We start from the raw sequence: 25958 nt of genomic DNA, 5'->3' as shown, positions 1-25958 counted from the left end.
TTCAGAACTCGTTTTGCAGGGCTTTGTAGCCGCGCACCAGGTCGACGTTGGTGCGTGCCACGTCTTCGGAAAACTCCGAGGCGCTGACACTCACCGGCGGGAATTGCGACAAGTCGGTGTTGGGGCCGATACGCGTGGTGGAGGGCACGTAGAAAGCGGCGGGCAGGTCGCGACCGTCGACTACCGAGTTGTGGCGCACCACGCACCCATCGCCCACGGCGCAATTGAACAGCACACTGTTGAAGCCAATAAACACGCGGTCGCCCACTGTGCAGGGGCCGTGGACGATGGAGCGGTGAGCGATGGAGGTGAATTCGCCGATGGTCACCGCTGCGCCGGATTTGGAGTGGATGACCACGCCGTCCTGGATGTTGGAGTTGGCGCCGATGGTGATCGGGTCCATGGCGCCGCTGGCATCCACTTCGTCGGCGCGGATCACGGCGTAAGGGCCAACGAACACGTTCTCGCCGATGATGACTTTGCCGCAGATGATCGCGGTCTTGTCGACGTAGGCCGATTCGGCAATCACCGGCAGGTCGCCCGAAGGATTTTTGCGGATCATGGCTGGCTCAGTGCGGCGCACAGGGTGTTGAGGTTGTATTCGAACAGCCCGATAAAGGTGCTGGCCGGGCCTTCTGCGGCGAGGGCGTCGGAGTACAGCGTGCCGCCGATCTGTGCGCCGCTTTCGTCAGCGATCTGCTTGAGCAGGCGCGAGTCTTTGATGTTTTCTATGAACACGGCTTTGACCTTGTCCTTGCGAATCTGGGTGATCAGTGCGGCAACTTCAGCGGCCGAAGGGTCACGTTCGGTGGACAAACCCTGGGGCGCGAGGAACTGGATGCCATAGGCTTGGCCCAGGTAACCGAAAGCGTCGTGGGAAGTGACGATGCGGCGGTTACCCGGTGGCAGGGCGCCGAACTTGGCCTTGGCCTCGTCCAGCAGGCTATGGATTTGCTTGAGGTAGGCCTGGCTGTTGCTCAGGTAGGCGGTCTTGTTGGCAGGGTCGGCGGCTACCAACGCTTTGGTGATATTGCTCACATAAATCTCGGCGTTGGCCAGGTTGTGCCAGGCGTGCGGGTCGGGAATGGTTTCGCCATCCTCGTCCATGGTGTGGGAAATCACACCTTTGCTGGCGGTGACCACCGTTGCCTTGGTTTCGGTGCTGGTGACCAGGCGGTCCAGCCACGGCTCGAAACCGAGGCCGTTCTTGATGATGACCTTGGCCTTGAGCAGTGCCTTGGCGTCGTCCGGCGTGGGTTCATAGGTATGGGCGTCGGCGTCCGGGCCGACCATGTTGCTGATCTGGATATGCTCGCCACCGATCTGGTGGGTGATGTCATCGAGAATACTGAAGCTGGTGACCACTTGCAGTTTGTCGGCGGCGTGGGCCATCGAAAGCGGCAGCAGCAGACTGAACAGCACGAATAGAGCGCGCATCGGGAAACACCTCATTGGGATGTGAGCAAAGGCGGGCGGCGCAACAAGCCGTGCACCGGACCGAACACCACGGACAACAAATACCCAGCGCCTGCCACCAGCACTATCGCCGGGCCGCTGGGCAGTGAGTAGTAGAACGACAGCAGCAGGCCCAACCACACCGACAGGCATCCCAGCAGCGCCGATACCGCGATCAACACCGGCAAGCGTCGGCTCCAGAAGCGTGAGGAGATGGCCGGCAACATCATCAAGCCAACCACCATCAACGCGCCGATGGCCTGGAAACCGATCACCAGGTTCAGCACCACCAGGGTCAGGAACACGCCATGGGCGAGGGGCCCGAGGCGGCTGACGGTTTGCAGGAACAGCGGGTCGAGGGTGTCCAGCAGCAGCGGTTTGTAGATCAGCGCCATGGCGATCAGGCTGAAACCCGAGACCCAGAGCATGCCGGTCAGTGTGGTTTGATCCACGGCCAGGGCGGAGCCGAACAGCAGGTGCAGCAGGTCCAGACGCTTGCCGGCAAGGCCCAGGATCAGCACGCCGGCGGCCAAAGAGATGGGGTAGATGGCGGCGAGGCTGGCGTCTTCGCGCAGGCCGGTGCGGCGAGTGATCCACGCGGCCAGGCCGGCCATGCTCAGGCCTGCACCCAGGCCGCCGAGGGTCAGCGCGGGCAGGCTCAGGCCGGCGAACCAGAAACCCAGGGCAGCGCCGGGCAGGATGCCGTGGGCCACTGCATCACCGATCAGGCTCATGCGCCGCAGGATCAGAAACACACCTAGCGGCGCGGTGCTGCAAGCCAGTACCAAACCGCCGATGAGTGCGCGGCGCATAAAAACGAATTCATGAAACGGCAGCCACAAGTGGGCAGTGAAGTGCATTCAGGCCACCTGCATCTGCGGTTGCGGTCGGATCAGCTCTTTGCTGGAGCCGGATAGGCAGCCGGTGCTTTTGATCTGCAGTACGTGCTGGGTGTGGTGACGCACGGCGGCCAGGTCATGGCAGACGATCACCAGGGTGCGGCCTTCGTTGTGCCAGGCGTGGATGTGTTTCCAGCACAGCGCCTGACCGTCCTCATCGAGGGCTGCGTGAGGTTCGTCGAGCAGCAGGACGGCGGCGTCGGCCAGACTCATGCGTGCCAGCAGGGCGCGCTGCAATTCACCGCCGGACAATGCCATCAACGGTCGATGTTCCAAGCCGGTCAGGCACCAGTCTTCGAGTACCGCTTGCAGGCGTTGGCTGCGTTGTTGTGAAGTGTGCTGTGTACCCCAAAAACCTGCAGCCACCAGTTCTTGCAAGCGGATGGGGAACTGCCGGTCCAAGTGTTGCTGCTGGGGTAGGAAGGCCAAGCCGCCACGGTGTGGAACATCCACAATGACCTTTCCCGCCAGCGGCTGTTGCAGGCCGGCGATGACTTTGAGCAGGCTGCTCTTGCCTGTGCCATTGGCGCCGATGATGCCGGTGAGGCTGCCTTTTTCCAGGGTCAAATCCAGTGCCGGGGTGAGCGGTTGCCCGGGGGCACCCCAGCGCAAAGAGTTACAGGTGATCATGCAAAGTCTCTCGTCCAGTGGCTTTCAGCCACGGCATCGTGCGCGTGCAGGCTTTCGGCGTGGATCACTTTGAGGTGGAAGGCTTTGATGGCATCCGAGCGTTTCAAGGCGAGGTTCAGGCGGCGAGCGGCGTCTTCGCAGAACATCAGGTTCTGCCCGTTGGCCAGGGCGAAGGCTTGTTCGTCTGCGCGTTTCACCGCGGTTTGTACGGCGGTACCGAGCGCGGTTTCGGCAGCGTTGATCAACTCGATTATCGGCAGGTCAGTACCTTGCAACTGAACGTGCAACTGCGCGCTGCTGCGTTGGCTATGGGGTGTGGCGACGATGCCGTTGGCACTGCCGAGCCAGGCCAGCACCGCTTCGTGCTGCAACGGCGTGTTGGCGAAATCATCCACAAATTGCTGCTGAATCAACTGCCTGGCGAGGGCGGCGGAGCAAGGGCAGGTTGAGGAATAAGTAACGTCAATTTTTAGTTCCACGTGGAACATCTGGTTTTCCAGACGCGCTTCGATGCTCACCGGGTAGCCCTTCCAGCCGGCTAGCGGACTGACCAGGGCGGGTCGTTTAAGCAGCAACTGGGTGTGGATGCGCAGGTAAGCGTTCTTAGATAAACCTTCATGTGTGTCGAGAAAACGCTGCAGTACATTACGCAGCAGTGCAGGTGTCAGCGGCTGTTGATCGAGCATTTCCAGAGCCAGGTACAGGCGTGACATATGAATGCCACGGGCCGTGCCGTCGTCCAGGCTTACGCCCACGTCAGCGGTGGCGGCCAGGTGTTGACCGTCAATCAGGATCGGCAAGGCGATGCCGCACATCCCCACCCAGTCGAGTGGCAAGGCTTGGCGTGAAGCCTGCGCGGCAATGTCCGGCAGAGTCAGCGCATTCATAAGCAGGTCCATCGTTGGAAATAATTAGACATGTTATAGTATAACAATACGAGCTACGATGAATTTTCTGCTCCAGCCTTTGTTCAGTCATATCGAGTAGGGACACTCCTTTATCTGCGGTATATGCCATGCACCGACGTCAGCTCCTCAACCTGCTGCTGGTCAGCCCCTTGTTTGCCTTGCCTTTGGGGGCTTACGCCACGCAGATTCGCAATGCACGCTTGTGGCGCTCGGAGGACAAGCTGCGCCTGGTGTTCGACCTCAGCGGCCCGGTGCAATACAAGACCTTTTCCCTGACCTCACCGGACCGCTTGATCATCGACTTGAGTGGCGCCGGTCTTAGCGGTGACTTTTCCCAATTGGCGTTGAAGAACAGTGGGATTACCTCGATCCGTTCCGGGCATTTCGGCAAGAGCGATACGCGCATCGTGCTGGACCTGGTCGAGCCCATGCAGCTCAACAGCTTCGTGTTGCCGCCCCAGGATGGCCAAGGCCATCGCCTGGTGTTGGATTTGACCAACGCGACCCGTGCGCCCCGTCAAATCGCCGCTGAGCCGGCACCCTGGGTGACGCCGGTAGACAAGGCGCATCCCAAGCGCGACATCATCGTGGTGGTCGACCCCGGCCATGGCGGCAAAGACCCAGGTGCCATTGGCTCCAAGGGCCAGCGCGAAAAAGATGTGGTGCTGTCGATTGCCCAGTTGTTGGCTAAACGCTTGAAGCGCGAAAAGGGTTTTGACGTAAAACTGGTGCGCAACGACGACTTCTTCGTGCCGCTGCGCAAGCGCGTGGACATCGCCCGTCAGCACAAGGCCGATATGTTTATTTCGGTACATGCCGACGCCGCGCCACGGCTGGCCGCGTCGGGCGCTTCGGTGTATGCGTTGTCTGAAGGGGGCGCCACCTCCGCCACGGCCCGCTTCATGGCTCAACGCGAAAATGGCGCCGACTTGCTGGGCGCCACCACCTTGCTTAATCTGAAGGACAAGGACCCGATGCTGGCCGGGGTCATTCTCGACATGTCGATGAATGCGACCATCGCCTCCAGCCTGCAACTGGGCAGCTCGGTATTGGGCAGCCTGCAAAACATCACCAGCCTGCATCAGAAACGTGTGGAGCAGGCCGGGTTCGCCGTGCTCAAGTCACCGGACGTGCCTTCGATCCTGGTGGAGACGGGTTTCATTTCCAACGCGCGCGACGCTCAGCGGCTGGTGACGGCGCGCCATCAACAGGCGGTGGCGGATGGCCTTTTCGAAGGACTCAAGCGTTACTTCCAGAAGAACCCACCCATGAACAGCTACATGGCCTGGGTGCAGGCGCAGAAAAACAGCCAGGTCTAACAGCCGGTCATTCGGCTGCAAGTGAACTTGGCGCTGGCGCCCCCTGAGCTGGAAAATCGGTTGATGGTGGTCCAGCCCACGCGCCGCGTGTAGCCGACCCACGCCTCGCCATCCGATGCCAACCCGGTAAAAAACGTCAGTTGCCCATAACGGCTGTTGGTCTGCGCCCAATAGCGTTTGCCGATCACTTCAAACCCGCGCAGATACGTAGTGCTGCCGACGGTCGCCACGCTATAGGCATTGCCCAACGGGTCTACACAAGCGAGCAGGTTGGCGCTGCGTGTGCAGTTGGCCAACAGGCTGGGTGCCTGGGCGCAGGCAGGCCCGGCGACTGCCAATAGCAGCGCGCACAGCAGGTATTTCATCGAGGTTCTCAACATCGGTAGGTGACCCAGCATTGCGCCCTTTGTCGCGGCGAGCAAGAGGGATTGGCTTATTTATATTGTTATACTATAACATATAGCGCACAGCCCGACCCACGAACCGCTTCCCATGACCGAACACGATCTTTTGGCCCAACCAGCGGCCGACTACATGAATGAGGCCCAGCAGCACTTCTTCCGCGAACTGCTGCTGGCTCAGCGCGATGACCTGCAAGCCCGTATCGACGCAGAGTTCCAGGCGCTGCGCGAGCAGGAAACCAACAGCGACCTGGCGGATATCGGCAGTGCCGAAGAGCAACGCCAATGGCAACTGCGCCTGCTGGAGCGTGAAAAAAAGCTGTTGGACAAGATCGACGACGCCCTGGAATTGCTGGCCCGCGGCGAATACGGCTGGTGCCGTGAAACCGGCGAACCCATCGGCCTGCAACGCCTGCTGCTGCGTCCCACCGCCACCTTATGTATCGAAGCCAAAGAACGTGAAGAGCTGCGCGAACGCCATAGACGGGCAGTTTGACCGGCCAACCTTGATGAGGAATACCTGATGCCCAATCGTCTCCCTGTGACCGTGTTGTCCGGCTTTCTCGGTGCCGGTAAAAGCACGCTGCTCAACTATGTACTGCGCAACCGCGACAACCTGCGGGTGGCGGTGATCGTCAACGACATGAGCGAGATCAACATCGACGGCAGCGAGGTGCAGCGTGATGTCACGCTCAATCGTTCGGAAGAAAAGCTGGTGGAGATGAGCAATGGCTGCATCTGCTGCACCTTGCGTGAAGACTTGCTTGAAGAGGTGGGAAAACTCGCCAAAGAAGGTCGTTTCGATTACCTGCTGATCGAATCCACCGGTATTTCCGAACCTTTGCCCGTGGCCGAAACCTTCACTTTTCGCGATGAAAACGAGCAAAGCCTGGCCGACATTGCACGCCTGGACACGATGGTCACTGTGGTCGATGGTATGAATTTCCTGCTCGACTACCAAGCCGCCGAAAGCCTGGCTTCACGGGGTGAAACCCTCGGTGAGGAGGATGAACGTTCCATCACCGACCTGTTGATCGAACAGATCGAATTCGCCGACGTCATCCTGATCAGCAAGATCGACCTGATCAGCAGCCGCGAGCGCGAAGAACTGATGGCCATCCTCGAGCGCCTCAACGCCCAGGCGGAAATCATCCCGATGGTCATGGGCGAAGTGCCGTTGAACAAGATCCTCAACACTGGCCGTTTCGACTTCGAACGCGCCGCCCAGGCCCCGGGCTGGTTGCAGGAATTGCGCGGTGAGCATGTGCCGGAAACCGAAGAATACGGCATAGCGTCCACGGCTTACCGTGCGCGCCGGCCGTTCCATCCACAGCGGTTTTTCGACTTTATCGACCGCCCCTGGGTCAACGGCAAGCTGTTGCGCTCCAAGGGTTTCTTCTGGTTGGCCAGCAAACATCAGGATGCGGGCAGTTGGTCCCAGGCGGGCGGGTTGATGCGCCATGGGTTTGCCGGGCGTTGGTGGCGCTTTGTGCCGAAAAGCCAGTGGCCTCAGGACGAAGAAAGCGTGGCGGCGATCATGGCTAACTGGCAGTTGAGCACGGGTGACTGCCGTCAGGAACTGGTGTTTATCGGGCAAAACATCGACTTTGCCCAGATGCGTACCGAGTTGGACGCCTGCTTGCTCACCGATGAAGAAATGGCCCTGGGCGTCGAAGGTTGGCGCCAGTTGCCCGACCCGTTTGGCCCTTGGTATGAGCAGGTCGCCTGATGCTGGCCCCGGTCATTCCCCTGCGCCCCGTCATCCGCCAGACACATGGGGAAACGCCGCTGGCGCTGTCCGATATCCTCAATGACGGCGTCAACCTGGCCATCTGGCAGCGCCAACTGCCCCTGCATATCGCCGAGTTTGGCGCTTTGCTGGTGGCGCTCAATGAACCGTTGGCCGAGTCCTTGGTGGTCGAGTTGGCTAGCGAAGACTCCGTGCCGAACTTGCAAGGTTTGGCGTCCAGCTGTCGCGATCTTGAAGGCTACGATGGGTTTATCGCCGATGTGTCGTGGTTGGTCAGTGCATTCGCCTGCCTGCTGGGCGCCAAGCGCATCGGCGTGCGTTTACGGCTATTGGACAAGGCCATGTGTCCGCGTTTTCACGTTGATCACGTGCCGGTTCGGCTGATCACCACCTACGCCGGTATCGGAAGCCAATGGTTGCGTGAAGGCGTCATGGACCCGCGCACATTGAGCCAGGCGGATGCCGAGCCCACTGAGCGCATCGAGCAGATCCATTGCGGTGAAGTGGCGCTGCTTAAAGGCACCAAATGGCACGGCAATGAAGGGCATGGGCTGATCCACCGCTCGCCAGCGCTCAAGGCCGATGAGCGACGGTTGATCCTGACGCTGGATTGGCTGGCATAACCGCGTAGGATCAGACGCTCTAAACGGCCTGAACCATGCCTCTCATGTTGCAGAACATTCCTACCCATGTGATTGCTGGGCCACTGGGCGCCGGCAAGACCAGCCTGATCAAGCACCTGCTTGCCCAGCGCCCGGCCAACGAGCGCTGGGCGGTGCTGATCAACGAGTTCGGCCAGATCGGCCTGGACGCAGCCTTACTCACACAAGACGATGACGGTATCGCCCTGGGCGAGGTGGCAGGCGGCTGTTTGTGTTGTGTGAACGGCGCACCGTTCCAGGTAGGGCTGGGCCGCTTGTTGCGTAAGGCTAAGCCGGACCGCTTGTTTATTGAGCCCTCAGGCTTGGGCCATCCGGCGCAATTGCTCAAGCAACTGCGGCACGCACCATGGCAAGACGTGCTGGCCGTGCAGCCTTGCGTGCTGGTACTCGATGCCCAGGCGTTGGCGGCGGGCAGGCCGTTGCCGCAGGCACAACAGGAGGCGTTGGCCAGTGCCGGTCTGCTGGTGCTGAACAAGGATGAGACGCTGACTGCGGCGCAACGTCAGGCGATTGAAGCGCAATTACCCGATTGCCCGCTCCATTGGACACGCCAGGCGCAACTGCCACTCGACCGGTTGCCCGGTTTGAAAGCACGGGCCCAAGTAGCGGTGGATAATTTCGGCGTGCCTGAAGCGGTGGGGCAAATGCCGGCGATCTGGAGCGACCCGGGGCTGCCGATCTGTCTGAGTCAGAGCCAGGAGGGCGGCTGGAGCATTGGCTGGCGCTGGCACCCAAGCCAGCGATTCGATGTCAGCCGTCTGCATCAGTGGCTATCGAGTATCGACTGGCGCCGTGCCAAATTGGTCATCCACAGCGTTGACGGTTGGGTGTCCGCCAACGCTGTGGATAACAGCCCACTGCACTGGCAACCCAGCGCTTGGCGGCGCGATTCACGTGTTGAGTTGATCTTCAGCGCACCACAGGACGTGGCCGCATTGCAGAGCGCCCTGGCAGCCTGCCGTTACTGATGTTTCTTGCTGGCGTGGTCCTGGCGCCACTGGCTCAATTCGATGATCTCGGCGCTGGGCAGCGGCTCCTTGGTTTCGAACGGGTAGGGCGCCAGTTCGATCTGCGCGCTGTGGGCGCCGAATTGCGTGATGACCCCGGCATGCCGGGTTTCGCCGGTCACCGTGAACTCGAAATTATAGATACGCGCCAGGCGTCGGCGGCCATTGGCATCCTTGACGAAACCGATGCGTTTGAGCGCCACGGCACCGTCAAGCAGCTCGATATCGAGCTTGGCGCAATGCTGCTTGACCCGCGCCAGCGCCCGTTCACGCAGGCCGTGGTTGTGCCAAACCCAGGCGGCGCCGGTGGCCAGCAGCATCAAGACGAAGATGTTTCCCAGGGTCAGCATTCCATGAACTCCAACAAAGTGAGCGCAGCTTAACTGTGTCGCCGGTCTGTCGTACAGGTTGCGTTTAGTCGCATACTGCTCGGCCTGAAATTCAACGGTTTTACGGAAATCTCCCGCATGAAACGCACACCTCACCTGCTTGCGATCCAGTCTCACGTGGTCTTTGGCCACGCCGGAAACAGCGCCGCCGTGTTCCCCATGCAGCGGGTCGGGGTGAACGTCTGGCCGCTCAACACGGTGCAGTTCTCCAACCACACACAGTATGGACAGTGGGCGGGCGAAGTGTTGGCGCCGCAGCAAATTCCTGCGCTGGTGGAGGGTATTGCCGCGATTGGCGAGCTGGGCAACTGTGATGCGGTGCTATCCGGTTACCTGGGCAGTGCCGACCAGGGCCGCGCCATCCTCAGCGGTGTGGCGCGCATCAAGGCGATCAACCCCAAGGCGCTGTACCTGTGCGATCCGGTGATGGGCCACCCGGAAAAGGGTTGCATCGTGCCGCAGGAGGTCAGCGATTTCCTCTTGGATGAAGCCGCCGCCATGGCGGACTTCCTGTGCCCCAACCAACTGGAGCTGGATAGTTTTGCCGGGCGCAAGCCGCAATCGCTGTTCGATTGCCTGGCGATGGCCAAAGCATTGCTGGCGCGCGGACCCAAAGCGGTGTTGGTCAAGCACCTGGATTACCCAGGCAAACTGCCAGAAGGGTTTGAAATGCTGTTGGTGACGGCCGACGGCAGTTGGCACTTGCGTCGGCCCCTGCTGGCGTTTCCGCGTCAGCCAGTGGGTGTGGGCGACCTGACGTCCGGGCTGTTCCTGGCGCGGGTGCTGTTGGGTGATAGCCTGGTGGCTGCCTTTGAATTCACCGCCGCGGCCGTGCATGAAGTGCTACTGGAAACCCAGGCCTGCGCCAGTTATGAACTGGAACTGGTGCGGGCCCAGGACCGTATTGCCCACCCTCGTGTGCGCTTCGAAGCCACACCGATCAGCCTGTAAGCACAAAGAACCCAATGTGGGAGCGGGCTTGCCCGCGATGGCGGAGTCTCAGTCAAAGCGATGTCGACTGAACCACTGCTATCGCGGGCAAGCCCGCTCCCACACTTTTTTGAGTTGATTCGCCGCTTGGAGTTTAAGGCGCGTCGGCTTTGATCTCCCGGTAGCGCTTTTCCAGTTCCTGACGAATCTGCCGACGCTGCTGAGCCTGCACAAAGCGGCGCTTGTCTTCGCTGTTCTGCGGCTGCAACGGCGGTACGGCGGCAGGTTTGCGCTGGTCGTCCACGGCCACCATGGTGAAGAAGCAGCTGTTGGTATGGCGCACCGAGCGTTCACGGATATTCTCGGTCACTACCTTGATGCCCACTTCCATCGACGTATTGCCGGTGTAGTTGACTGACGCCAGGAAGGTCACCAGCTCACCGACATGAATCGGCTCGCGAAAGATCACCTGATCTACTGACAGCGTGACCACATAACGACCGGCATAACGGCTGGCGCAGGCATAGGCCACTTCGTCGAGGTACTTGAGCAGCGTGCCGCCGTGCACATTGCCAGAGAAGTTGGCCATGTCAGGGGTCATCAGTACCGTCATCGACAGCTGGGCGTTTCCGGGTTCCATAGCACACTCACGGGTTGTAGGCATTGGTTGGGGGGAGGCACCTCTGCGGGTACTCAAAGTCTTTGCAGCGCCATCCCTAACGGGACGCCGTCAGGCAGCTTGCCGTCACGCGCGCAGCGATCTGTTTCCATATATTGCACCGGCTTTCCAGCAGAAGTCGCGGTGTTACCCTTCAAAAGCCCGTCTCAGGGCTTTTCTTACGATCAAGGCAGACTTTTCCGACCCTTCAAAGGCGAGGCCGGAAGTGGGAAAAGCGCCGGCACCCTCAAGGAGCCCCTCGCCATGCACGCCATCAGCTTTATCCAGGACTTGGCCGTGATCATGCTGGTGGCAGGGGTGGTCACCATCCTGTTTCACCGCTTCAAGCAGCCGGTGGTGTTGGGCTACATCGTCGCCGGCTTCATTATCGGTCCCCACACTCCGCCGTTTGGCCTGATCCACGATGAAGACACGATCAAGACCCTGGCGGAGTTGGGAGTCATCTTTCTGATGTTCTGCCTGGGCCTGGAATTCAGCCTGCGCAAGCTATTCAAAGTCGGGGCCACGGCGTTTATCGCGGCGTTCCTGGAAATCGTGCTGATGATCTGGATCGGCTACGAGATCGGCCGCTGGTTCGACTGGAGCATCATGGACTCGCTGTTCCTCGGCGCGATCCTGGCAATCTCCTCGACCACCATTATCGTCAAGGCCCTCAACGACCTGAAGATGAAAGACCAGCGGTTCGCCCAGCTGATTTTCGGTGTGCTGATTGTGGAGGACATCCTGGGTATCGGCATCATTGCCTTGCTGTCGAGCATCGCCGTGAGTGGCACGGTCAGCTCCGGCGAGGTGTTTTCCACGGTCGGCAAGCTCTCGCTGTTCATGATCGTCGCCCTGGTGATTGGTATTTTGCTGGTGCCGCGCCTGCTGGCCTATGTGGCAAAGTTCGAAAGCAACGAGATGCTGCTGATCACTGTATTGGGGCTGTGCTTCGGTTTCTGCCTGCTGGTGGTGAAGTTGGAATACAGCATGGTACTCGGGGCCTTTTTGATCGGCGCGATCATGGCTGAATCCCGCCAGTTGATTAAGATCGAACGCCTGATCGAACCCGTTCGCGACATGTTCAGCGCAATTTTCTTCGTGGCGATTGGCTTGATGATCGACCCGCAGATCCTGCTGCAATACGCCTGGCCCATTGCGGTGATCACCGTGGCCGTGGTGCTGGGCAAGATGCTGTCTTGCGGGCTGGGCGCGTTTATCGCCGGCAACGATGGTCGCACCTCGCTGCGGGTTGGTATGGGGCTGTCACAAATTGGCGAGTTTTCTTTCATCATCGCGGCGCTGGGGATGACCCTGCAGGTCACCAGCGACTTTCTGTATCCCGTGGCGGTGGCCGTTTCGGCGATCACCACACTGCTGACGCCCTACCTGATTCGCGGGGCCGATCCGCTGTCATTGAAGATCGCTGCAGTGATGCCCACGCGGATGAGCCGGGTATTGGGCATGTATGGCGAATGGCTGCGCAGCATTCAGCCGCAGGGCGAGGGGGCGATGTTGGCCGCGATGATCCGCAAGATCATTCTGCAGGTCGGGGTAAACCTGGCGTTGGTGATCGCGATCTTCTTTGCCGGCAGCTTTTTCGCGGAGCGCATCGGTGGGTATCTGGAGGGCTGGGTCAGCGATCAGAGTTGGCAGAAGGCGTTGATCTGGGGCGGGGCGCTGCTGGTGTCGTTGCCGTTTCTGATTGCGGCGTATCGCAAGCTCAAGGCGCTGTCGATGCTGCTGGCGGAGATGAGCGTGAAACCAGAAATGGCCGGGAGGCATACCCAACGTGTGCGAAGGGTGATTGCGGAGCTGATCCCCCTCTTGTCGCTGCTGGTGATCTTCCTGCTATTGGCAGCCTTGTCGGCCAGTATTCTGCCGACCAACAAGTTGCTGGTGTTGATTGCCGTGGTCACGGCGGCGGTGGCTGCAGTGCTCTGGCGCTGGTTTATCCGTGTACATACGCGGATGCAGGTTGCGTTGCTGGAGACGCTGGATAACCACAAGGATACGGAGCATTGACTTGCGTTGACGGGGCTGCTTCGCAGCCCAGCGGGAGCAAGCTCCCTCGCCACAAAAGCCGGTTGCCAGAGGTCAGGGGACTCAGCTTTCCAGCCAGACGTCCCGTGCCCAGTGCCACACCGATTCCCAGGTTTCTTCGGTGACCAACTCTTCTTCGGCGGACCACAGCACGACGGTGCCGTCTTCTTCTACGCAGTAGTAGTCGTCGCCGTCCTGGCAGATAGGGATCAGGCTGCGATCAACACCGGCATCCCAAGCGTTGGCGGCAACGTCTGGCAGGTAAGTGTGGGACTGTGGGTCGGTGACGGTCACCGGCTCCAGGCTGCCGTAGACCACGTCACTGACGGTCAGCAAGAATTCGCGGAAGACAAAGGGGATGTCGATGAACAGTTGTTCCTCGATTTCCACCAGCAGGTCTTCGTCAGGCAGCTCCAAAGGAACCGGGACCGGTTCGTTGGCTTCACGCAGTTGTTCGATGATTTCTTCCACGGCCGGGATCCTCTTGCTAGATGGCGCGGTTTATAGGGGCGTTTTATACAGTAGCTCGCTATAAGTGCAACCGTGAAATAGAAAACCCCGGACATGTCCGGGGTTTTTGTTACCGCTTGCTCAAACGCGCAGGTATTAGCCGTTCTGGCGGATACCGGCAACCAGCCATGGCTGGTCGTCGCCCTGGGCGCGTTCCATGTTCCAGCTTTCGCTGAACACTTCGCCCTGGTCGAAACGCGAGGACTTCGACACGCCGCTGAAGGTCAGGGTGGCGATGGTCTTGTCGGCACGATCATCCACGCCATCGAGCTGTACGCGCAGGTCGTCGATGTAGGTCGACTGGAAGGCGTCACCGATCTCGGCACGTTCGCGCTTGAGGAACTCCAGCAGTTGCGGGGTCACGAACTCGGAGATCTTGTCCATTTCGTTGGCGTCCCAGTGCTGTTGCAGGGACTGGAAGTGGCTGCGGGCCGCTTCGACGAAACGCTCTTCGTTGAACCAGGCCGGTGCGTTGATCACCGGACGGGCGGCAGGGGCTGCCGAACCACCGAAGATCGAACCCATGGCAGGCTTCTGTTCGAACGCTTCACGCTGCATCGGCGCGCCGGCTGGAGCCAGGTGCTCCTGCTGCTTGCGGCGACGGGCGGCGATAAAGCGGAAGACCAAAAAGGCGATGACGCCCATGATCAGGATGTCGAAGATCTGCATGCCCTGGAAGCCGTCGCCCATGAACATGGACGCAAGCAGGCCACCGGCGGCGATGCCGGCCAGTGGGCCCAGCCAACGCGAAGCACCGCCAGCCTTGGCAGCAGCGCCAGCGGCACCGGCTGCGCCTGCAGTAGCCGCAGCACCGCCGGCACCGGCGGATGGAGCCATTTGGCTGGTCTGGTGAGTCGGTGCCGCGCCCGAGCTTTTGCCGCCACCGAAGCGTTTGGCGTTGGCGTCGAGGCTCATCGTCAGGCCGATGCACAACGCCATGGCGATGCTAAGAAAACGTTTCATATAGGGAATTCCCATTTGTGGATTGCACGCGCGCCATGTTGCACAGGTGTCGTGGCAGTGGCTAGCGGCATAATGTTTCGGGCTTTTGCGTAAGACCAAATCCGAAGGGTCTGTAGGACCAATTACAGATATTGGCCCGCACGCCTCTAAAACAAGGCTGGGCCAATAATCTTCATGTTACGCAGTGTTTCATGATGGTGGGCTTATTGTGGCCAGCTCAGACCGCTTCGAGCTTGGCGTAACCCATCATCAGCCACTTGCTGCCCTCGGCGAAGTTCACCTGCACCCGCGCCTGGGCGCCGGCGCCTTCGAAGTTGAGGATCACGCCTTCGCCGAAGATCGCATGCTTGACCTGCTGGCCCAGGCTGAACGGGGTTTCCGGTATTTCGGAACCGGCAAACATGCTGCTGGAGTTCTGTTGCTGGCCACCGCCGAACGGGCGGCTGACGCTGTTGGACAAGCGTACTTCCTGGATCAGACCCTTCGGCACCTCACGTACGAAGCGCGACACCTTGTTGTAGGTTTCGCTGCCGTACAGGCGTCGGGTCTCCGCGTAGGTCATCACCAGATTCTGCATCGCCCGGGTAATACCCACGTAGGCCAGGCGGCGTTCTTCTTCAAGGCGGCCGGGCTCTTCCAGGCTCATCTTGTGAGGGAACAGGCCTTCTTCCATGCCCACCAGGAACACATAAGGGAATTCCAGGCCTTTGGCGCTGTGCAAGGTCATCAGCTGGATGCTGTCTTCATGCTCGTCGGCCTGGGTATCGCCGGCTTCCAGCGAGGCGTGGCCCAGGAAGGCGGCGAGCGGCGTCAGCTCTTCGTCGTCCTCGGTGTTTTCGAACGCGCGGGCGGCGCTGACCAGTTCCTCAAGGTTTTCTACCCGGGCCTGGCCTTTCTCGCCTTTTTCCGCTTCGTGATAGGCGATCAGCCCGGACTGCTCGATCACGGTCTGAGTCATCAGGTGCAGCGGCATCTCTGCGCACTTGGCGGCCAGGTTCTCAATCAGCTCGACAAACACCCCCAACGCCCCCGCAGCACGGCCAGTCAGGCCTTTGTTGGCGATCAGCAAGCGCATGGCTTCCCACATCGACACATCGGCATGGCGCGCATGGTCGCGGATCGCTTCGACGGTTTTCTCGCCAATGCCACGCGCCGGGATGTTGATCACCCGCTCCAGCGCTGCATCGTTACCACGGCCTTCAAGCAAACGCAGGTAGGCCATGGCGTTCTTGATTTCGGCGCGTTCGAAGAAGCGCTGGCCGCCATAGATGCGGTACGGGATGCGTTCGCGCAGCAAGGCTTCTTCCAGCACCCGCGATTGGGCGTTGGAACGGTACAGAATCGCGATATCGCTGCGGGCCAGGCCGGTTTTCAGTGCGCTTTCGATGGTTTCGACCACGTAGCGCGCTTCATCGTGCTCATTGAACGCCGCGTACAGGTTGATCGCTTCGCCTTCGCCGCCGTCGGTCCACAGCTCTTTGCCCAGGCGCCCGGTGTTGTTGGCGATCAAGGCGTTGGCCGCCTTGAGGATCCCGGCGGTGGAGCGGTAGTTCTGCTCCAGGCGGATGGTCACCGCGTCCGGGAAGTCTTCGGAATACTGGTAGATGTTCTCGATTTTCGCGCCACGCCAGCCGTAGATCGACTGGTCGTCATCGCCCACCACCATCAGGCTGTCACCGCCCTTGGCCAGCAGACGCAACCAGGCGTACTGCACGGCGTTGGTGTCCTGGAACTCGTCCACCAGGATATGGCGGAAGCGTTTCTGGTAATGGGCCAGCAAACCGGGGTTGTCGCGCCACAGGTCGAGGGCACGCAGCAGCAGTTCGGAGAAGTCGATGACGCCAGCGCGCACACAGGCCGCTTCATAGGCCTCATAAATGCTGCGCATAGTGGCCAGGAACAGGTCGCCGCTGGCCTGGATATGTTGCGGGCGCAGGCCCTCGTCTTTCTGGCCATTGATAAACCACTGTGCCTGGCGCGCCGGCCAGCGTTGTTCGTCCAGGCCCAGTTCGCGGATCACGCGCTTGACCAGGCGTTGCTGGTCGTCGCTGTCGAGAATCTGGAAGGTCTGGCTCAGTCCGGCTTCCTGCCAATGCGCCCGCAACAGGCGGTGCGCCAGGCCGTGGAAGGTGCCCACCCACATGCCGGCCGGGCTGATGCCCATCAACTGCTCGATGCGATGACGCATCTCGGCAGCGGCCTTGTTGGTGAAGGTCACCGACAGGATGGAATGCGGGGACGCGTTTTCGACCTGGATCAACCAGGCGATACGGTGCACCAGCACTCGGGTTTTACCGGAGCCAGCACCGGCCAGGACCAACTGACGGCCAACGGGGGCCGCTACGGCCTGGCGTTGGGCATCGTTGAGGGAGTTCAGCAAAAGAGAGAGATCATCGCGCATCGACGCATTCTATGGGCCTTGGGGGGCCTGGGCAAATCCCAATGCCGGATGGTCGATGCAAAACGCCTGCAAGCTACCGACGGGCGAACATTCTGACGGGGGTGATGACCGGTTGGTCATCGCCCGCAGCCCATGCAGTGTCTTGCTCAAGCGGTCTGGGCCAAAGGTTTGCGGCCAATCGCAGCAGGTTTTTTATGACTTGTAGCAGTTTGGCCCAGGCGCTTGCTTGTGTATGCTCCGTCGACGTTTCGGGCTCACCATTATAAGAACACCGCCTATGACCCTTAGCACCGACCTGTTTGGCCCCTCGCCGGCCCCAGCGCAGGTCATCCGTAAACACTATGCAACCGAAATCGCGGTTGAGCGCACGCGCCTGCTGTATCAAGGTTCGTTGCTGCCGACGCTGCTGATGCTGGTCAACGGCCTGGTCTGCGCCTGGTTGCTGTGGAACCCCAATCAGTACCTGCTGGACAGCGTCTGGCTGCTCTGGCTGCTTGCCCTGGTGGCGATGCGCGTGATTCAAGTGGCAGCCTTTGATTCGGCCATGCCCAGCCGGCAGGCCCAGCCTGTGTGGCGCCGTATGTTCATGCTCGGCTCGGCGGTCAGTGGCCTGACCCTCTCCGTTGCGGCCATTGCCCTGGTGCCCACGGACAGCTTCATGCATCAGGCCTGGGTGTTTGGCCTGATCGGCGCCGCCACCTTGTCGGCCAGCGTGGCCTATGCCGTGAGCTTTTGGGCCTACCTGTCGTTTGCCTTGCCGTGCCTGGTGCCGGCCATCGTCTACCTGTTCTGGAATGGCACACCGCAGCAACAAGGCTGGGGCGTGCTCGGGCTGATCCTGCTGGCGTCCCTGAGCCTGGTGGCGTGGCAGGTCAACCGCCTGATCCAGCGCGGGTTGTTGCGCCGTTTCCAGAACCAGGCCCTGATCGAGCATTTACAACAGGCGCAGCAACGCAGTGAGCAGTTGAACCTGGAGCTGGTGCGCGAAGTCGAGCAGCGCCGCGAGGTGGAGCAAAACTTGCGTGAAGCCCAGGTCGGTCTGCAAGATCGTGTGGCGCAACGCAGCCAGCAATTGGATGCTGCCAGCCTCGCCTTGAGTAAAAGCGAAGCGCGCCTGGCCATGGCCCTGCAAGCCAGTGAGCTGGGCCTGTGGGACTGGAACCTGCAAACCGACGAGGTCCACCACACGCAACTCAAGGAGTTGTTTGGCCTGGAGCCCGAATACGTCACGGCGATGCTCAGCCACCTCAAACCGCGCCTGCACCCCGACGATCTACCACTGCTCAAGCACGCACTGGTAGAGCATCTCAAAGGCCGCAGCGAGGACTATCAGGTGGAGTACCGGATACGTCATGGCGATGGGCATTGGGTGTGGATCCAAGACCGCGGGCGCGCCGTGGAGCGCACGCCCAGTGGCCGCGTCATCCGTATGCTGGGCACGCGCCGCGACATCAGCGCCGGCAAGGCGGTGGAGGAGCAGCAACGCCTGGCTTCGACGGTGTTCGAGGCGGCCAGCGAAGGCATTGTGATCCTCGACCCGAACTACGCTTTGATCGCCGTGAACCAGGCGTTCAGCCGCGTCACCGGTTTCGACATTGACGACATGCTTGGCCGCAACGTTGTGGAACTGCCCTGCAGTCGCGATGCGCGGCGCCACTTCCCGCTGATCCGCCAGGCATTGCTCAGCCACGGCACCTGGCAGGGCGAATTGGTGGAGACGCGCAAGAACGGCGAACTGTACCCGCAATGGCTACAACTGAATGTGGTGCGTGATGTACGGGGGAACGTCAGTCATATCGTAGGGTTCTTCGCCGATCTGTCCGCCCGGCGCGAGTCGGAAGAGCGCATGCGCTACCTCACCCACTACGACGAGTTGACCGGGCTGGCCAACCGCTCGCTGTTTCGCGAACGGCTGCGCGAAGCTCACCAGCGGGTGCGCCAAGGCGGTCGCAGCCTCGCGCTGCTGCATATCAACCTCGACCGCTTCAAATTGCTCAATGACAGCCTGGGCCATGAAGTGGCCGACCAACTGCTGCAAAAAATGGCGCGGCGCTTGATCAACGCGCTGCCGGAGGCCGACACCATCGCGCGCCTGTCCGGTGATGAATTCGCCGTACTGTTTGACGCCTATGGCAACTTATCCAGCCTGGCGCGGGTGGCGACCCGGTTGCTGGCGAAGCTGCGCGTGCCGGTGAACGTGGAGGGGCATGAGCTGGTGGTAAGCGCCTCTATGGGCGTCAGCCTGTTGCCTGATAACGCACGGGAAATTTCTGCACTGGTCAGCCAGGCGAATATGGCGATGCAGCACGCCAAGCATTTGGGCGGGAATAATTTCCAGTTCTTCACCGACAGCCTGCAAGCCAGCACCCTGGAGCGTTTGCAGTTGGAAAACCACCTGCGCAAAGCCATTGACGAGCGTCAGCTCACGGTGTTCTACCAACCCAAGCTATGCCTGGTCACTGGCAAGCTGAAGGCTGCCGAGGCGTTGGTCCGCTGGGAACATCCGCAGTGGGGCATGGTGCCGCCGAGTGACTTTATCGGTTTGGCGGAAGAAACCGGCTTGATCGTGCCGTTGGGCGAATTTGTGCTGCGCCAGGCCTGCTGGCAGGCCTGCGAATGGCAGCGTCAGGGGCTGGCGCCGATTCGCGTGTCGGTCAACCTGTCGGTGCATCAACTGCGCCAGGGCAAGCTGGTCAGCCTGGTACGTCAAGTGCTGGAAGAAACCGCACTGGACCCGCAGTACCTGGAGCTGGAACTGACCGAAAGCCAGTTGCTCGACAGCGTTGAGCACATCATCGCCACCTTCCAGCAGTTGCGCGACCTGGGGGTGAAGCTGGCCATCGACGACTTTGGCACCGGTTATTCGTCCCTCAGCTACCTCAAGCGTATCCCGGTGGACTACGTAAAAATCGACCAGGCCTTTATCCGGGGGCTTGGCCAGGGGCGCGAGGATGCGGCCATCACCCGTGCGATCATCGCCATGGCCCACGGGTTGGCCCTCAAGGTAGTGGCCGAAGGGGTGGAGGATCAGCAGCAGCTGGATTTCCTGCGCGGTGAGCAGTGCGACGAGGTACAGGGTTACCTGATCAGCCCGCCCATGAGGGCCGAAGGGCTGGCGGATTTGTTACGCAAAAACGCAGATTTTTCTTAACGCAGCGTAGGCCGCCTTTATGGCTACATAGCGCCTGCCCGCTGAATCAGAGGGGAGTAGGGCGATTTAGTGATGCATCGAGCGGGCAAAACGACAATTCTTGTAGTATAACTACAAGCTTGCTACATCCCTGGCGCCTGCCAATAACAAGAGTCCTGCCCTTTGAACCTGTTGCAACATATCGCCCAGTCGCGCCACCTGTTACGCAAATCGGAACTCAAGGTTGCCGATCATGTGCTGCTTGACCCTGCGGCCGTGATGCACAGTTCCATGGCCGACCTGGCCCACAGCGTGGGCATCAGCGAGCCGACCATCGTGCGCTTCTGCCGCGCCATTGGTTGCTCCGGCTTTCAGGACCTCAAGCTCAAGCTGGCGCAAAGCCTGGCTGCCGGTGCGAGCTTCGGCCAGTTTGCAATTCATGAAGACGACTCCGTCGCCGACTACAGCCTGAAAATCTTCGACACCACCTTGCACACCTTGATGGAGGTGCGTGAGAAGCTCGACCCGGTGGAGCTGCAAAAGGCCGTGACCGCAATGTCCCAGGCCCAGCGCGTCGAGTTCTACGGCTTCGGTGCGTCCGGCGCGGTGGCGGCCGATGCCCAGCACAAGTTCTTCCGCCTGCTGCTGACCGCCGCGGCCTACAGCGACCCGCACATGCAGGCGATGTCGGCGGTGACCTTGAAGCCCACTGACGTGGCCATCTGCATTTCCCAATCAGGTCGTTCCAAAGACCTGCTGATCACCGCCAACCTGGTGCGTGAGAGCGGCGCGTCGTTGATTACCCTGTGCCCGAGCCAGACGCCATTGGCGGAGTTGTCCACGGTGAACCTGGCGATCGACGTGCATGAAGACACCGAAATCTACACGCCGCTGACCTCGCGCATTGCCCACCTGGTGGTCATCGACGTGTTGGCGATGGGCGTGGCCATGGCCCGTGGCCCGAGCCTGGTCAACCACCTCAAGAGCGTGAAGCGCAGCTTGCGTAGCCTTCGCCTCTCGCCAAAATCCGTCAAAGCCCTCGACGACTAAGCCCAGGCCATACTCGGTCAAAGTGTGGGAGCTGGCTTGCTGTGGCGAGGGAGCTTGCTCCCGCTGACTGCGCAGCAGTCTCCGGCTTTTTGGGGGCGCTTCGCACCCCAGCGCAAGCAAGCTTGCTCGCCACAGCAAACCAGCTCCCACAGGGAATTTGCGTCAATTTCGCAAGATTCATCATCCTGTAATCCCCGCGCCGCCAAACCGTCATCCCCCGCGCCCATCCTGTACTCCCCGTACTCGCATTGGGAGACTCCAAATGACCCGGCCCTACGAAGACAGCAACAGCACCGTCAAGACCCGTCGTCAGCAGGAAGACCAGCGCCGCATGGCGTTCCGTCGCGCCATCGAAGACCGCTGCGAGGAGCGCCAGTTGCTCCAGAGCATCAGTGACTACCCGGAACTGCATTGGCAGGCACCCGTGGCTGCCCAGCGAAACGCTCAGCCAGCGCGCTGATCTGCACCCGTTCGCTGCGAATAAAGCCCAGGAACGCATGGGCCACCGGTGACAGGCGTTTAGCCTTGGCCTGCACCAGGCACCAACTGCGGTACAGCGGCAGTTCTTCCACAGGCAGCTCCTTGAGCCCGCCCGTGGCCAGCTCCAGGTTCAAGGCGTGGCGCGTCAGCAGGGCCACGCCCAACCCCGCTGCCACGCACTCACGCTGTGCCTCCGCCGAGGCCACTTCCACCGTCTGGGTGAAGTGCACGCGTTTTTCCTTGAAGTACTCTTCGCAGGCCAGTCGCGTGCCAGAGCCCGGCTCGCGGATGAGCAGGGTATAAGGCTCTAGGTCCTGCAAGCGCAGTGGCCCTTGCAGGCTCAACGGATGATCTGGCAGCGCCACGGCGACAATCGGGTTGTTGAGAAACGGCAGGAACTCCAGGCCCATGTCCTGGGGCACCATGGACATGATCACCAGGTCGTCGCGGTTGTCCGAGAGCCGGCGGATCACCTGGGCACGGTTGACCACCGTGAGCTGCAATTGCACTTCCGGATGCTGGCGCTTGAAGGCGGCGAACAGGTGCGGCACGAAATACTTGGCGCTGGACTCCACCGCCAGTTTCAGTTGGCCTTGCAGTGAACCCTGCATGTCCGACAGCTGCATATCGAGGTTTTCCAGGCGCCCGAAGATGTCGCGGCTGGCCCGTTGCAAGGCTTCGGCGGCCTCGGTCATGTAGAGTTTTTTGCCGACATAGTCGAACAGCGGCTGGCCGATCAGTTCTTCCAGCTGGCGAATTTGCAGGCTGACCGCCGGTTGGGTGAGGGACATTTCCTCGGCGGCACGGCTGTAGGAACGCAAATCACACACTTCATTGAAGATCTGCAATTGACGCAATGTCATACGCATCAATGACTTACGCATTTTATAAAGCCTCAGCCCCTTGGTATTGCGGTCAACTATAAGTCTTTACTTATACACAACCCAATAATTATTGATTTTTATTAATTCTCCTGTGCGCATAGTGTGTGTCTCGCGACTGTCATGAAACATTTGGTCACGCGCCGGCCCGGCTGCAACGGGTCGAAGCACGCAAATCGGCTCAAGGGAATTTCCAAGTGATAAAAAAGATCCTGATCGCCAACCGTGGTGAAATTGCCGTACGAATCGTGCGTGCCTGCGCCGAGATGGGCATTCGCTCGGTCGCGGTTTATTCGGACGCCGACCGCCATGCGTTGCACGTCAAGCGTGCCGACGAAGCCCACAGCATCGGTGCCGAGCCACTGGCCGGTTACTTGAACCCGCGCAAGCTGGTGAACCTGGCGGTGGAAACCGGCTGCGATGCGCTGCACCCCGGCTACGGCTTCCTGTCGGAAAACGCCGAATTGGCAGATATCTGTGCCGAGCGCGGCATCAAGTTCATCGGCCCTTCGGCAGAAGTGATTCGCCGCATGGGCGACAAGACCGAAGCGCGCCGCAGCATGATCAAGGCCGGTGTGCCGGTCACGCCGGGCACCGAAGGCAACGTTGCCGACATCCACGAAGCCCTCACTGAAGGCGACCGTATCGGTTACCCGGTGATGCTCAAGGCCACCTCCGGTGGTGGCGGCCGTGGCATTCGTCGTTGCAACAGTCGCGAAGAACTTGAACAAGCCTTTCCCCGCGTGATTTCCGAAGCCACCAAGGCCTTCGGTTCGGCGGAAGTGTTCCTGGAAAAATGCATCGTCAATCCCAAGCACATCGAAGCGCAGATCCTCGGTGACAGCTTTGGCAACGTGGTGCACCTGTTCGAACGTGATTGCTCGATCCAGCGTCGCAACCAGAAGCTGATCGAAATCGCCCCCAGCCCGCAACTGACCCCGGAACAGCGCGCCTACATCGGCGATCTGTCGGTCCGCGCTGCCAAAGCCGTGGGCTACGAGAACGCCGGTACCGTGGAGTTCCTGCTCGCCGAGGGCGAGGTGTACTTCATGGAGATGAACACGCGGGTGCAGGTGGAACACACCATCACCGAAGAAATCACCGGCATCGATATCGTTCGCGAGCAAATCCGCATCGCCTCCGGCCTGCCATTGTCGGTCAAGCAGGAAGACATCCAGCACCGTGGTTTCGCGTTGCAGTTTCGTATCAACGCTGAAGACCCGAAGAACAACTTCCTCCCAAGCTTCGGCAAGATCACCCGTTACTACGCCCCCGGCGGCCCCGGCGTGCGTACCGACACGGCGATCTACACCGGCTACACCATCCCGCCGTTCTACGACTCCATGTGCCTGAAACTGGTGGTGTGGGCGTTGACCTGGGAAGAAGCCATGGACCGCGGCCTGCGTGCCCTGGACGACATGCGCCTGCAAGGCGTGAAGACCACTGCCGCCTATTATCAGGAAATCCTGCGCAACCCGGAATTCCGTAGCGGCCAGTTCAATACAAGCTTTGTGGAAAGCCACCCTGAGCTGACCAACTACTCGATCAAGCGCAAACCCGAAGAGCTGGCCCTGGCCATCGCCGCCGCCATCGCCGCCCACGCAGGCCTGTGAGGAATATAACAATGAGCAAGAAGATCTTCGTAACCGACACCATCCTGCGCGACGCCCACCAATCGTTGCTGGCCACCCGCATGCGCACCGACGACATGCTGCCGATCTGCGACAAGCTCGACAAAGTCGGCTACTGGTCCCTGGAAGTCTGGGGCGGCGCGACCTTCGACGCCTGTGTGCGCTTCCTCAAGGAAGACCCGTGGGAGCGCCTGCGCCAACTGCGCGCCGCACTGCCCAATACGCGCCTGCAAATGCTGCTGCGCGGCCAGAACCTGCTGGGCTACCGCCATTACAGCGACGACGTGGTCAAAGCCTTCGTGGCCAAGGCGGCGGTCAACGGTATCGACGTGTTCCGCATTTTCGATGCAATGAACGACGTGCGTAACCTGCGCGTGGCCATTGAAGCGGTGAAAGCCGCTGGCAAACATGCACAAGGCACCATCGCCTACACCACCAGCCCAGTGCATACCGTGGAAGCGTTCGTGGCCCAGGCCAAGCAATTGGAAGCCATGGGCTGCGACTCCATCGCGATCAAGGACATGGCCGGCCTGCTCACGCCCTACGCCACTGGCGAACTGGTCAAGGCACTCAAAGCCGAGCAGAACCTGCCGATCTTTATCCATTCACACGACACCGCCGGCCTGGCCGCGATGTGCCAACTCAAGGCCATCGAAAACGGTGCCGACCACATCGATACGGCCATCTCCAGCTTTGCCTGGGGCACCAGCCATCCGGGCACCGAGTCGATGGTCGCAGCCCTTAAAGGCAGCGAGTTCGACACCGGCCTCGACCTGGAACTGCTGCAAGAGATCGGCCTGTACTTCTACGCCGTGCGCAAGAAGTACCACCAGTTCGAGAGCGAATTCACCGCCGTCGACACCCGTGTGCAAGTCAACCAGGTGCCGGGCGGGATGATCTCCAACCTGGCCAACCAGCTCAAAGAGCAGGGCGCTCTGAACCGCATGAGCGAAGTGCTGGCCGAGATTCCACGAGTGCGTGAAGACCTCGGCTTCCCGCCACTGGTAACGCCGACCTCGCAGATCGTTGGCACCCAGGCGTTCTTCAACGTATTGGCCGGCGAGCGCTACAAAACCATTACCAACGAAGTGAAGCTCTACCTGCAAGGCGGTTACGGCAAGGCGCCGGGCACGGTGAACGAAAAACTGCGCCGCCAGGCCATCGGCAGCGAAGACGTGATCGACGTGCGCCCGGCGGATTTGCTCAAGCCGGAAATGACCAAGCTGCGCGGCGAAATCGGCGCATTGGCCAAGTCCGAAGAAGACGTGCTGACCTACGCCATGTTCCCGGACATCGGGCGCAAGTTCCTCGAAGAACGCGACGCCGGCACCCTGGCCCCTGAAGTGTTGTTGCCGATCCCGGAAGCGGGCGGCGTGGCCCGTGCTGGCGGTGAAGGTGTACCGACCGAATTCGTTATCGACGTGCACGGCGAAAGCTACCGTGTGGATATCACCGGTGTCGGTGTAAAGGCCGAAGGCAAGCGTCACTTCTACCTGTCCATCGACGGCATGCCGGAAGAAGTGGTGTTCGAGCCGCTAAACGAATTTGTCAGCAGCGGCGGCAGCAAGCGCAAGCACGCGACCGAACCGGGCCATGTCAGCACGGCGATGCCGGGCAATATCGTCGATGTGCTGGTCAAGGTCGGCGACGTGGTCAAGGCCGGCCAGGCCGTGTTGATTACCGAAGCCATGAAGATGGAGACCGAAGTGCAGGCAGCGATTGCCGGTAAGGTCGCCGCTGTTCATGTGGCCAAAGGCGACCGGGTGAACCCTGGGGAAATCCTGATTGAGATCGAAGGCTGATTACTCAGCCTTCCAACTACCGCTTAAACCTCGGGGGGCATGTGCCCCCTTTTTTTGCT

At 60.7% G+C, this 25958-nt stretch carries 24 protein-coding genes; 12 read left to right on the top strand and 12 right to left on the bottom strand.

Features of this window, described 5'->3' with window-relative positions; all coding sequences use genetic code 11:
• Nucleotide 1 precedes the first annotated feature (1 nt).
• The 5 genes from CLM72_RS28280 to folE2 are packed head-to-tail and all read right to left on the bottom strand — an operon-like array spanning nucleotide 2 to nucleotide 3871.
• Nucleotides 2-562, bottom strand: coding sequence for a DapH/DapD/GlmU-related protein (locus CLM72_RS28280; RefSeq protein WP_005792581.1), 561 nt, complete (start codon nucleotides 560-562; stop codon nucleotides 2-4).
• Nucleotides 559-1437: a metal ABC transporter substrate-binding protein gene (locus tag CLM72_RS28275; RefSeq protein WP_105229021.1), complete on the bottom strand. Its 879-nt coding sequence runs from the start codon at nucleotides 1435-1437 to the stop codon at nucleotides 559-561. The genes CLM72_RS28280 and CLM72_RS28275 overlap by 4 nt, the downstream gene beginning before the upstream one ends.
• An 11-nt stretch (nucleotides 1438-1448) precedes the next feature.
• Entirely contained in the window at nucleotides 1449-2315 is an 867-nt protein-coding gene (locus tag CLM72_RS28270) for a metal ABC transporter permease (protein ID WP_105229020.1), read from the bottom strand.
• Nucleotides 2316-2984, bottom strand: coding sequence for a metal ABC transporter ATP-binding protein (locus tag CLM72_RS28265; RefSeq protein ID WP_105229019.1), 669 nt, complete (start codon nucleotides 2982-2984; stop codon nucleotides 2316-2318). It abuts the gene before it with no gap.
• Complete coding sequence (folE2, locus tag CLM72_RS28260; RefSeq protein WP_105229018.1) at nucleotides 2981-3871, bottom strand: GTP cyclohydrolase FolE2; 891 nt, start codon at nucleotides 3869-3871, stop codon at nucleotides 2981-2983. Before folE2 ends, CLM72_RS28265 begins: the two co-directional genes overlap by 4 nt.
• A 128-nt stretch (nucleotides 3872-3999) precedes the next feature.
• Between folE2 and CLM72_RS28255 the strand changes: the two genes are divergently transcribed.
• Entirely contained in the window at nucleotides 4000-5211 is a 1212-nt protein-coding gene (locus CLM72_RS28255; protein ID WP_105229017.1) for an N-acetylmuramoyl-L-alanine amidase, read from the top strand.
• Here the strand turns inward: CLM72_RS28255 and CLM72_RS28250 are convergent.
• Entirely contained in the window at nucleotides 5208-5576 is a 369-nt protein-coding gene (locus CLM72_RS28250; RefSeq protein ID WP_034129159.1) for a hypothetical protein, read from the bottom strand. The two genes, CLM72_RS28255 and CLM72_RS28250, sit on opposite strands and share 4 nt — an antisense overlap.
• Nucleotides 5577-5703: 127 nt before the next feature.
• Here CLM72_RS28250 and dksA point away from each other — a divergent pair, with 127 nt between their 5' ends.
• From dksA to CLM72_RS28230, 4 genes are read left to right on the top strand one after another with little or no spacing between them, the layout of a single operon-like run.
• Complete coding sequence (gene dksA, locus CLM72_RS28245) at nucleotides 5704-6108, top strand: RNA polymerase-binding protein DksA (RefSeq protein ID WP_105229016.1); 405 nt, start codon at nucleotides 5704-5706, stop codon at nucleotides 6106-6108.
• A 27-nt stretch (nucleotides 6109-6135) separates the two neighbouring features.
• Nucleotides 6136-7341, top strand: a complete 1206-nt coding sequence (gene zigA, locus CLM72_RS28240) for a zinc metallochaperone GTPase ZigA (RefSeq protein WP_014720560.1) — start codon at nucleotides 6136-6138, stop codon at nucleotides 7339-7341.
• Nucleotides 7341-7985 carry a DUF1826 domain-containing protein gene (locus CLM72_RS28235; protein WP_105229015.1) on the top strand — a complete coding sequence of 215 codons (645 nt, stop codon included), beginning with the start codon at nucleotides 7341-7343 and terminating at the stop codon, nucleotides 7983-7985. The genes zigA and CLM72_RS28235 overlap by 1 nt, the downstream gene beginning before the upstream one ends.
• A gap of 44 nt (nucleotides 7986-8029) precedes the next feature.
• Nucleotides 8030-8992 (top strand): GTP-binding protein, encoded by a 963-nt coding sequence (locus tag CLM72_RS28230; RefSeq protein WP_105229014.1) that lies wholly within the window; start codon nucleotides 8030-8032, stop codon nucleotides 8990-8992.
• Here CLM72_RS28230 and CLM72_RS28225 read toward each other — a convergent pair.
• Nucleotides 8986-9381: a DUF3301 domain-containing protein gene (locus CLM72_RS28225; protein WP_003195752.1), complete on the bottom strand. Its 396-nt coding sequence runs from the start codon at nucleotides 9379-9381 to the stop codon at nucleotides 8986-8988. The two genes, CLM72_RS28230 and CLM72_RS28225, sit on opposite strands and share 7 nt — an antisense overlap.
• A 117-nt stretch (nucleotides 9382-9498) precedes the next feature.
• On the opposite strand from CLM72_RS28225, the gene pdxY reads away from it, so the two are divergent.
• On the top strand, nucleotides 9499-10371 hold the full coding sequence (pdxY, locus tag CLM72_RS28220) for a pyridoxal kinase PdxY (RefSeq protein WP_003195749.1): 873 nt from the start codon (nucleotides 9499-9501) through the stop codon (nucleotides 10369-10371).
• 133 nt (nucleotides 10372-10504) lie between these two features.
• On the opposite strand, the gene CLM72_RS28215 is transcribed toward pdxY, so the two are convergent.
• Nucleotides 10505-10990, bottom strand: coding sequence for an acyl-CoA thioesterase (locus CLM72_RS28215; protein ID WP_003195747.1), 486 nt, complete (start codon nucleotides 10988-10990; stop codon nucleotides 10505-10507).
• Between the two features lie 282 nt (nucleotides 10991-11272).
• Here CLM72_RS28215 and CLM72_RS28210 point away from each other — a divergent pair, with 282 nt between their 5' ends.
• Nucleotides 11273-13033, top strand: a complete 1761-nt coding sequence (locus CLM72_RS28210; protein WP_105229013.1) for a cation:proton antiporter — start codon at nucleotides 11273-11275, stop codon at nucleotides 13031-13033.
• An 81-nt stretch (nucleotides 13034-13114) separates the two neighbouring features.
• Here CLM72_RS28210 and CLM72_RS28205 read toward each other — a convergent pair whose 3' ends face one another.
• From CLM72_RS28205 to uvrD, 3 genes are all read right to left on the bottom strand, one after another.
• Nucleotides 13115-13522 carry an SMI1/KNR4 family protein gene (locus CLM72_RS28205; RefSeq protein ID WP_014720555.1) on the bottom strand — a complete coding sequence of 136 codons (408 nt, stop codon included), beginning with the start codon at nucleotides 13520-13522 and terminating at the stop codon, nucleotides 13115-13117.
• Nucleotides 13523-13657: 135 nt separating this feature from the next.
• Nucleotides 13658-14524, bottom strand: a complete 867-nt coding sequence (locus CLM72_RS28200; protein WP_003195740.1) for a Tim44 domain-containing protein — start codon at nucleotides 14522-14524, stop codon at nucleotides 13658-13660.
• Between the two features lie 217 nt (nucleotides 14525-14741).
• Nucleotides 14742-16925: a DNA helicase II gene (gene uvrD / locus CLM72_RS28195; protein ID WP_014720554.1), complete on the bottom strand. Its 2184-nt coding sequence runs from the start codon at nucleotides 16923-16925 to the stop codon at nucleotides 14742-14744.
• Nucleotides 16926-17202: 277 nt separating this feature from the next.
• Between uvrD and CLM72_RS28190 the strand changes: the two genes are divergently transcribed.
• The 3 genes from CLM72_RS28190 to CLM72_RS28180 all read left to right on the top strand — a co-directional run bounded on the left by CLM72_RS28190 (nucleotide 17203) and on the right by CLM72_RS28180 (nucleotide 21565).
• A complete protein-coding gene (locus tag CLM72_RS28190; RefSeq protein ID WP_105229012.1) occupies nucleotides 17203-20076 on the top strand; it encodes an EAL domain-containing protein in 2874 nt (957 codons plus the stop codon).
• 162 nt (nucleotides 20077-20238) lie between these two features.
• The gene (gene hexR / locus CLM72_RS28185) at nucleotides 20239-21105 is read left to right on the top strand and encodes a transcriptional regulator HexR (RefSeq protein ID WP_003177007.1); all 867 of its coding nucleotides are present in this window, start codon (nucleotides 20239-20241) and stop codon (nucleotides 21103-21105) included.
• A 262-nt stretch (nucleotides 21106-21367) separates the two neighbouring features.
• Entirely contained in the window at nucleotides 21368-21565 is a 198-nt protein-coding gene (locus CLM72_RS28180) for a PA3496 family putative envelope integrity protein (RefSeq protein WP_073526287.1), read from the top strand.
• Here CLM72_RS28180 and CLM72_RS28175 read toward each other — a convergent pair.
• Nucleotides 21495-22469 carry a LysR family transcriptional regulator gene (locus CLM72_RS28175; RefSeq protein ID WP_098950000.1) on the bottom strand — a complete coding sequence of 325 codons (975 nt, stop codon included), beginning with the start codon at nucleotides 22467-22469 and terminating at the stop codon, nucleotides 21495-21497. The two genes, CLM72_RS28180 and CLM72_RS28175, sit on opposite strands and share 71 nt — an antisense overlap.
• Nucleotides 22470-22663: 194 nt before the next feature.
• On the opposite strand from CLM72_RS28175, the gene CLM72_RS28170 reads away from it, so the two are divergent.
• Together CLM72_RS28170 and oadA are read left to right on the top strand one after the other, a co-directional pair.
• Complete coding sequence (locus CLM72_RS28170) at nucleotides 22664-24079, top strand: acetyl-CoA carboxylase biotin carboxylase subunit (RefSeq protein ID WP_003195732.1); 1416 nt, start codon at nucleotides 22664-22666, stop codon at nucleotides 24077-24079.
• Nucleotides 24080-24090: 11 nt separating this feature from the next.
• Nucleotides 24091-25899, top strand: a complete 1809-nt coding sequence (gene oadA / locus CLM72_RS28165) for a sodium-extruding oxaloacetate decarboxylase subunit alpha (protein ID WP_034129149.1) — start codon at nucleotides 24091-24093, stop codon at nucleotides 25897-25899.
• The last annotated feature ends 59 nt before the right edge of the window (nucleotides 25900-25958 follow it).

This window comes from Pseudomonas sp. MYb193, from assembly GCF_002966775.1.
Taxonomy (GTDB): Bacteria; Pseudomonadota; Gammaproteobacteria; order Pseudomonadales; family Pseudomonadaceae; genus Aquipseudomonas; species Aquipseudomonas paracarnis.
This window is presented reverse-complemented; position numbering and strand designations above follow the sequence as displayed.